At 66.8% G+C, this 8,292-nt stretch carries 5 protein-coding genes and 1 pseudogene; 1 reads left to right on the top strand and 5 read right to left on the bottom strand.

Translation table 11 applies throughout. From position 1 onward, the window contains the following. From G3N92_RS27620 to G3N92_RS27605, 5 genes are all read right to left on the bottom strand, one after another. Positions 1 to 1,768: beta-galactosidase (locus G3N92_RS27620; RefSeq protein ID WP_206130758.1), on the bottom strand; the 1,768-nt coding region annotated here is incomplete at its 3' end. A 23-nt stretch (positions 1,769 to 1,791) separates the two neighbouring features. Further along, positions 1,792 to 1,923 carry a hypothetical protein gene (locus tag G3N92_RS35390; RefSeq protein ID WP_277396201.1) on the bottom strand — a complete coding sequence of 44 codons (132 nt, stop codon included), beginning with the start codon at positions 1,921 to 1,923 and terminating at the stop codon, positions 1,792 to 1,794. A 4-nt stretch (positions 1,924 to 1,927) separates the two neighbouring features. Beyond that, complete coding sequence (tagF, locus tag G3N92_RS27615) at positions 1,928 to 2,920, bottom strand: type VI secretion system-associated protein TagF (RefSeq protein WP_206130757.1); 993 nt, start codon at positions 2,918 to 2,920, stop codon at positions 1,928 to 1,930. Beyond that, the gene (tssM, locus tag G3N92_RS27610) at positions 2,917 to 6,798 is read right to left on the bottom strand and encodes a type VI secretion system membrane subunit TssM (RefSeq protein ID WP_206130756.1); all 3,882 of its coding nucleotides are present in this window, start codon (positions 6,796 to 6,798) and stop codon (positions 2,917 to 2,919) included. Before tssM ends, tagF begins: the two co-directional genes overlap by 4 nt. A gap of 270 nt (positions 6,799 to 7,068) precedes the next feature. Then, positions 7,069 to 7,920, bottom strand: a complete 852-nt coding sequence (locus G3N92_RS27605) for a M15 family metallopeptidase (protein ID WP_206130755.1) — start codon at positions 7,918 to 7,920, stop codon at positions 7,069 to 7,071. 123 nt (positions 7,921 to 8,043) lie between these two features. Here G3N92_RS27605 and G3N92_RS27600 point away from each other — a divergent pair. After that, positions 8,044 to 8,292, top strand: a pseudogene (locus tag G3N92_RS27600) (phage tail protein); the annotation flags it as partial.

The following is an 8,292-nucleotide window of genomic DNA, read 5'->3' as shown; positions in this document are numbered from 1 at the left end:
GGCTCGGCAGGTAGTGGAACGCGCCGTGACGCACGTAGGCCGGATGGCCGTCGCCGTAGTGCGCGCGGGTTTCGGCGCCGATCTCGCGCAAGCCGCTCGCGTCGAGCAGGTCGCGCCAGTGGCGCGCGCGGCCGTCGAACGCGGCGTCGCCGTCGGCCGCCGCGAAGCGCACCGGCTCCTCGACGTTCGGCCGCAGCGATTCGGCGCGCCAGACGCGGATCGGCAGCGGGCCGGCGGCGAGCGTGCCGGGCGGCAGGTTCGCGGGGATCTGCAGGCTCGGCGTCTTGGAGCCGGTGCGCGGCCCCAGCACGACCTGCGCGCCGCTGGCCGCGAGCCGCTGCGCCAGCGCCTCGGACACGATCGGCAGCGGCGGCACGACGATCATCGAATAGCCGTCGAGCGGCGCGTCGGCCGGCACCACGTCCACGTCGAAGCCGAGCGAGCGCAGCGCCGAGTAATACTCCACGGCGAAGCGCGGATAGTGGAAATCGGCGCCCTGCGGGTGGATCTCGAACAGCCATTTGGCCGGGTAGTCGAACAGCAGCGCAACGCGGGCCGGCACGGCCGCCGTGGCGTCGTCGCCGTGTTCGGCCAGCAGCGCGCGCAGTTCATCGGCCACCTGCGCGGCCTCGCTGCCGCCCACGTCGAGCCGGTTGTCGGGCGTGTTCAGCCCCGCGTGCATCTGCTCCTGCGCGAACGGCGCCTGCCGCCAGCGGAAATACGACACGCAGCCGGCGCCGTGCGCGAACGCCTCCCAGCTCCAGAGCCGCACCATGCCCGGCAGCGGCGCGGGGTTCCATTGCGCCCAGTTCACCGGCCCCGGCTGCTGCTCCATCACCCAGAACGGCAGCTTCGACATGCCGCGATACAGATCGTGATTGAACGACGCGAAATCGGGATGCCCGGTGCGCAGGTAGCGCGCCTTAATGTCGGGCGCGTACCACTGCTCCTCGAGCGCGCCGAGCGGGTAGCTGTCCCAGCTCGCCACGTCGAGATCGGCGGCCACCGGGTAATGATCGAACTCCGCGAACAGTTGCATGAAGTTGTGCGCCACCGGCCGCTGCGGCGAGTGCGCGCGGATGATGTCCACCTGCATGCGGTTGTAGCGGCGCACCTCGTCGGAGGCGAAGCGGCGGTAATCGAGCCGATGCGACGGCTGCGCCTCGGTGACGGTGCCGATCGGCGCGTCGATCTCGTCGAAGCTGCGGTATTCCATGCTCCAGAACACCGTGCCCCAGGCGCGATTCAGCGCGTCGACGGTGCCGTAGCGCGCGCGCAGCCAGAGCCGGAAGCGCGCCACCGCCGCCGGCGAATAGCTGAGCACGGTGCCGTGGCAGCCGTATTCGTTGTCCGTCTGCCAGTAGGCGACGGCCGGATGCTGGCCGTAGCGGCGCGCCACCGCCTCGCAGATCCGCTGCGACGCCTCGAAGTAATCGGGCGACGAGAAATCGTAGTGACGGCGCGAGCCGAACGCGCGCCGCCGGCCGTCCGCGCCCACCGGCAGGATCTCGGGATGGCGGTCGATCAGCCATTTCGGCGGCGTCGCGGTGGGCGTGCACATCACCACCTGCAGGCCCGCCGCGCCGAGCGTGTCGATCGCGCGGTCGAGCCAGCCCCAGTCGAATTCGCCGGGCGACGGCTCGATCCGGCTCCACGCGAATTCGGCGATTCGCACCTGCTCGATGCCGAGCGCCTTCATGCGCGCGGCATCGTCTTTCCACATGGCTTCGGGCCAGTGCTCCGGGTAATAGCAAACGCCAAGGCGCATCGGTCGGTCCTCGTTGGTGAGCGTCAGATGATGGGAAGCGGTTCGAGCGCGCGCGCCGCGAGCGGCGCGGCCAGCAGCGCCAGCACGGAGAGGGCGCCGAGCGCCGCCGTGCCGGACGGCAGCGAGCGGCGGCGCGGGAACACGGAATTCGTCATGACGTCAGGCCCCTCCGACGAACGCTTCGCGGAACGTGTCGATGGCCACGCGCAGCGACAGTTGCGGTTGTTCGAGGTAGCTGACGAGCTTGCTGATCGAGGGGTCTTGTTGCGCATGGGCGTCGATCCATTCGGGATCGTCGATGTCGATGTTGTGTTGCGAGTACGTTTGCGGGTCGACCACGCTGTGCAGCGTGCGCGCCGACGCGCCGTTGAAGCCGATGATCAGGCGCTCGCGCTCGGCGATCGTGCCGATGAAGATCGCCAGCTCGAAATCGGCCCGCGAGACGAACGGTGCGAGCAGTTCCATCCAGAAGCCGGCCACCAGCGTGCGGTAGAACGGATCCACCGGCAGCGGCAGCGTCAGGCCGCGCTCGATGTGCGACGAGCCGCTCTGCATCACCGGGCGCAGCAGCGAGCCGAGCGCCAGCATCGCGCCGCGCAGCTTCACCGGGTGGCCGCTGGCCAGCAGCATCTGTTCGAGGCCGAACAGCGACTGATGCTCGACGAAATCGTTGAACGTGCCGTCGTGCGCGGTGCCGGGGCCGCCCGTCTCGATCGGCACGGTGGCGTCGCCGAGCGCCTGCAGCGCGCCGGGCGGCTCGTCCTTGCCGAGCAGGGGCTTCATCAGCGAGGCGGCGCGCTGCCAGAGCCGCGCGAACGCAAGCGGGCTGCGCGCGATGAACGTCAGCGGCCGATCCACCTCGAGCGCGGTGGCCGCGAGGAACGGGAAGCGGCGGTTCGAGGCGTCGTGGCTGGCGACCATGTGGCCGGCGATCGCGAGCTTGCTGCGCGAGCCGATGAACGCGAAGTGCATCGGCCGCGCGTTCTCGTAGACGAGCTTCCAGCGCGGGTCGTCCGCCAGCAGTTCCATCGCCTGCGCGATCCAGCGGTCGAGCGTTTGCAGCAGTTGCGGGTTGTGCGCGCTTTTGACGAAATCGCCGCGCGACGGAATCTTGCCGAAGTAGGCGATCTGCGCCTGGACCGTTTGCGTCATTGCGCCCCCTGTGCGTTCGATGCGTTGACGGCCGCGCCCGCGGCGGCCGGTGCGACGCCGGACGTGCCGGCCGGTGCCAGCGCCGTCGCGTTGACGGCGCCGCTTGCGCTCGTGTTGGCGATCGACGACGGCAGATGCAGGCCGCGCAGGCTCTGCTGCTGCGGCGCGTCGCTGTTGCTGCCGCTGCCGCCGGTCGGCTGCGAGGTGCTGATGATGCGCATCGTCACCGCCACGTTCACGCCGCCTTGCGCCCAGGTCAGGTCGAAGGTGCCGTCCGGGCGGCGCGTGCGCTGCGCGGAGTTGATCAGCTTCTCGAGACCGTAGCGGCCCGGTTCGTTGACCAGCGTGATGGTGCGGCCGTCGAAGGTGGTCGCGTTCAGCGTCGCCCCCGGCGAGCCGGCCGGGTTCGGCCACACGAAGTTGGTCCACTGCGGCGGCGTGTTGCGGTAGCGCAGCTGCTGGCCGTCGATCGCGAGCGTCCATTCGGTCGTGCCGCTGCTCGGCTGCGGCAGGATCTGGAACACCGTCTGCGGTTCGGACGACGACGCCGCGCCGCCGCCGGCCGCGCCGCCCGCGAGCGGGGCGACCCAGCTCGCGAAGCCGCCCGTGAAGTCCGGCGTCAGCGACAGGCCCATGTCGCCCCAGGTGCGGGCCGTCAGCGTGTCGCCGCGGCGCACCGCGAGCGGCCCGAGCGTGGTGCCGACGAACTTCGAGATCGAGCCGTCCGGGCCGAACACCTGCGCGATCTCGCCCGCGCCGGCTTCGATCTTCGCGCCGGCCGAGAACGGATACTTGTTCGCGAGCGAGGTCTGGAACGGCTGGTAGACCTGCGCGTTCCACACCTTGTTGACTTCGACCGTGGCCGGCTGGATCACCACCTGGAACGCCTGCAGCAGCGGGCGCACCAGCAGCGGACGCAGCGACTTGCGTTGCGAATCGGTCAGGCCCGTCAGCATCTGCTCGTCCACGTACTTCAGCGAATCGGCCAGTTCCGAGCCGTTGCCGTCGAGCGTCTGCTGCATGAGCTGGCGCGCGCCGGGGCCGGGGTCGCCCTGGTTCTTGATCACGTTGAAGCGGGTGCGGACCTTCGACAGCGTGTCCATGTAGCCCTTCAGCATCGATTGGCCGCCGTCGTGGGTCTGGACGATCCGGCCGAGGCCGATGAATTCCTGGCCGATCGGGCCCATCGGCGCTTCCACCGGGTTGCCGTTGATGTCGATGTTGGCCGCCAGTTGGCCGCCCGGCTTGCGTTCGAACCACTGCTTGACCCAGTTCACCACGCCCGTCTGCGCCTTCTTGATCGTGACGTTGGCGAGCGACGGGTTATCCCACGAGGTCTGCTCGTAGGCGGTGTCGAGCACCTTGCGGATCGGCGAATCCTGCGGGTCGCCGAGCTTGTTCATCGCATCGACGGCCTGCCCGAAGCTGCCGAAGTTCTGCACGGCGATGCCCTGCATGAACTTCTGCCAGTGCTGCGCGTATTCCGTCTTGTACATGCCGACCAGCACCTTCTGGATCTGCTCGGGGCTGCCTTCCAGCGTCAGGTCGTCCTGCGAGGCGACGTTGAGCACCCAGTCCTTGGCCTGCAGTTCCTTGGTGGCCGCGTCGCGGATCGCCGGCTGCACGTAGTCGAACCACGCATCGCGCGTGAACGTGCCGGGGATCGCGTAGCTGCCGGCGACGAGGCCCGTGTTGTCCTCGCCGACGATGCGCGCGACGGTCATCGGCGCGTAGCGCGTCGATGCGCGCGCCTTGATTTCCTCGTACACGCGCTGGCGGGCCGGCATGCCGCGCACCACGTGGCGCAGGTTCTCGCGGGTCTGGTCGACCAGCGCGAGGTTCGCGTCGATCATCGGCCAGTCGTTGTCCTGCACGCGCGACAGATAGAACGTGATCATGCGCTCGGCGCTGCGGATCATCTCGTCACGCGGCATGGTGCCGCGATTGGTTTCCAGCCAGCCGCGCCAGAAGCGGGCGATCTGGTCGGTCAGGTGGGCCTGCTCGACGTGCCGCTTGTCCGACAGCATCAGGTAGGTCTTCAGCGCGTTGTAGGCGTCCTCGACGTTGGTCGGCGACGCGTCGTTGTACAGCCCGCCCTGCGATTGCGGCTGCATCGGCGATTTGTCCGACACCGGCACCGCGCCCGATTCCGGCGCGCGCGTCATCGGCGCGAGCTGGTCGGGGTGTGCGTCCACGTCTTTCAGGAACGCGGCCAGGTTGTCGGCCACCGGCGTCAGCATGATCTGGCGCACGCCGTTGTAGTACTCGGTCAGCAGGCGTTCTTCCAGGCGGTCGCCCTGGTACAGGCCGAGCGACACCGAGATCGGCTTGTCGTGGCGGAACTGCTCGAGCTGCTCGATGCGATCCTCGAGGATGTCCATCGCCTGCAGGCGCGATTGCAGATCGTTGCGGTTCTGTTCGAGCTTGGCGATGTTGTCGAGATCGGCCTGCACGTTCGACACCAGTTGCTGGTTGCCGATCGTCGACCAGGTCCAGCCGCCCAGCGCCAGCGCGAGCGCGGCGACGAAGCCGAAGAACGTCGCATAGCGCATCCGCGTCTTGGCGGGGCTGGCGAATTGGCGCACCGTCTTGCGATCCTCGAAGATCACCTTCGAGAACAGGTCGCGCAGGAAGAAGCCGTTCTTCGAGAACGCGCTGGGCGGCTTCGGCAGCGTGTCGCCCTCGAGCGCGAAGCGCGTGGCGATGCGTTGCGCGGCGGCGCTGTTGGTTTCGCCTTCCTGCAGCGCGCTGGTGAAGTAGAAGCCGCGGAAGATCGGCTTGTACTGGAACGGGTTGGTTTCGAACAGCGTGGCCAGGAACGCGCGCAGCGTCGGCTTGATCGACGCGAATTCGAGCGGGAAGCTCAGTTGGCCCGGCGAGAGCAGGTTGCCGCGGCTGATCGACAGTTGCGCGACGCTGATTTCCTTGAGGCCGTCGTACAGCTCCTCGAAATGCTCGTCGAACTGCGCCACCACGTCACGTTTCTCGTCCGGCTCGTAGGGCAGCGTCGCGCCCCACACGCGGTCGTATTCCTGACGGTCGGTGCTGCTGAAGAATTCGGTGAAGCCGGTGATCAGGTCGGCCTTGGTGAACATCACGTACACCGGCGCGAACACTTCGAGCTTTTCGGTCAGCTCCTGCACGCGCTGGCGCAGGTTCTTCGCCAGGTTGATCGCGAATTCGGGGCGGCTGCCCGTCAGCTCGGCGATGCTGGCCGTGACGATGATGCCGTTGATCGGCGCCTTCGGGCGGTGCTTCTTGAGCAGGCCGAGGAAGCCGAGCCATTCGCTGCGGTCTTCCTCGTGCACCGAGTAGCGGCCCGCCGTGTCGAGCAGGATGCCCTCGGTGGTGAAGAACCAGTCGCAGTTACGCGTGCCGCCGATGCCGTGGATCACGGCGCTGTTCTTGTCCGCGAACGGGAATTGCAGCCCCGAGTTGATCACCGCGCTGCTCTTGCCGGCCGCCGGGTTGCCGATCACGATGTACCACGGCAGTTCGTAGAGCGCCTGACCGCCCGACACCTGGCCGATCTTCGAGGTCTTGATGGTCTTGACCGTATCCACCAGCCGCGCGCGCAGCGTGTCGATCTCGGCGGCCTTGGCCGGCTCGACCGGCGTGACCGAGGCGGCCGCGGCCTTGTCGACTTCGGCCTGCTCCTCGAGCATGTCGCCGAGCTTGCGGTTCGCGCTGCGTATGCGCAGCCGCTTGATCAGCAGCACGAACAGCCACAGCACGAGGATCACGCCGAGGATCGCGAGCGGATAGCCGAAGCTGATCTGCAGGGCGTCCGCCGCGATGAACAGAATGGCGGCGAGCGCGACGAACCCGAAAATCGAAAGCGTGCGCGGGTGAGTCAACACGTTGAGGAAGCGTTGCATAGGACGGTCAGGTTCCGGTGCGAATCAATGGGGCGAAGCGATGGCGCGCGTGCGCCGACAGCGTGACGGCCGTACGTGACGTCACGCTGAATGTCCTGCGCAAGGGGAGAAGAGGGTGGGTCGGGAACGGCCGGGGCGTGCCCGTTCCGATGCGTCGCGACGAGCGGCGGCCGCGCGCGCGGCGCGGTGCCCCTCTCGATGCGGATGGCCGGTTTTCGGTCCGGCCTTGTCGTTCATCTGCCCCATACCGCCCTCAGGTGTTCCGCGCCGTCATTGCGGCGGCGGATGTCCCAGTTTGAAACCGGGTTTATGGTATTCGACGTGGCCGAGGTCCATCATTTTCCATCGGCCACCCCAGGTCAAGCCAACCTGCTCGGCGACTTGTCCGTATAACTGATAACCGCGCATGGCCCACGGATCCTTTTCGGAGATCACCAGCTTGCCGTCGCGCAGGAATGCGTTGTCCGCGGCCAGGCCGAACTGGTGATAACTCTGATACGCGGCCGCATTGGTCACGTTGGAGCCGATCGCCGCGAGCCGGTTCTGCCGTTCCGGGCTTCGATAACCCTCGAGCAGCGCCATTTCGTACCCGTATTGCTCGTGCATGATCTTGTAGACCAGCAACAGGCGCGTGCGGAAATCCGGATCGAGCAAATTCCAATCGCGACTCGCATCCTTCAGCGCAGGCCGGATCTGCTCCACTTCGCGCGTGGCGAATACTTCGGGAGGCAGCGGCGGCGGCGGGACGAGCTGTTCGCCTTGCAAAAGCGCGGCGATCTTTTCGTCGGGAACGCGTATGGTGTCATCGTATTGGAATAATTGCCGACCTCGTAACGCAATCGCGATCAACGGAGGCGTCGCAAGAATACCTGTCGCGCAGATAATCAGCAAGCGGCGGCGAATCAGTAATTTTTGCAGTTCATTTAATGAAGTCTGCGAAATTTTTGCCGATTTAACGATATGACCGCGAGTACGTGTGGCGCGATCGGAAACGCGGCGGCTTAATCGCCCGTGAAATTGCGTGACGGTGGAAAAAACCTGCGATCTCACGCCCGGTAATAACAGCACGGCGGCGATCAGCACGGCGACGGCGAAATACGCGATCAGTACGACGGCAATCACAGAAAACCCCGGTTTTTACAATCCATTGTATTTTAGAAGGCTTGCTCTTAGAATCAGGCCTGCTTCGAATCGGCCGGACGATATTATTGCGGCGAATTAACCCAGGATTCAACGAGACATTGAATGAGTGCGCCGGAAGATTCAAATCGTAAAGCCCCGCCGAGTCTGCTATCCGAACCGGGCAAGTCGGGCGGGCAAAACGCTTCGCGTATTCTCGCCAATCTCGAAGGGCGGGTGTCTCAACAATCGCCGGTTGACAATGCGTCGGCCGGCCGTTCGCGCAAGGGCCTGTTCGCACTGATCGCCGTCGCGTTGGTGGCGGTGGCGGGCTGGGGCGCGTGGCGCGTGCAGTCGTCCGGCGAGCCGGCGACA

It is taken from the genome of Burkholderia sp. Ac-20379 (assembly GCF_017104645.1).
In the GTDB taxonomy this organism is placed as follows: domain Bacteria; phylum Pseudomonadota; class Gammaproteobacteria; order Burkholderiales; family Burkholderiaceae; genus Burkholderia.
The sequence above is the reverse complement of the archived record's forward strand: the minus strand, read 5'-3'. Positions and strand labels throughout refer to the sequence as shown.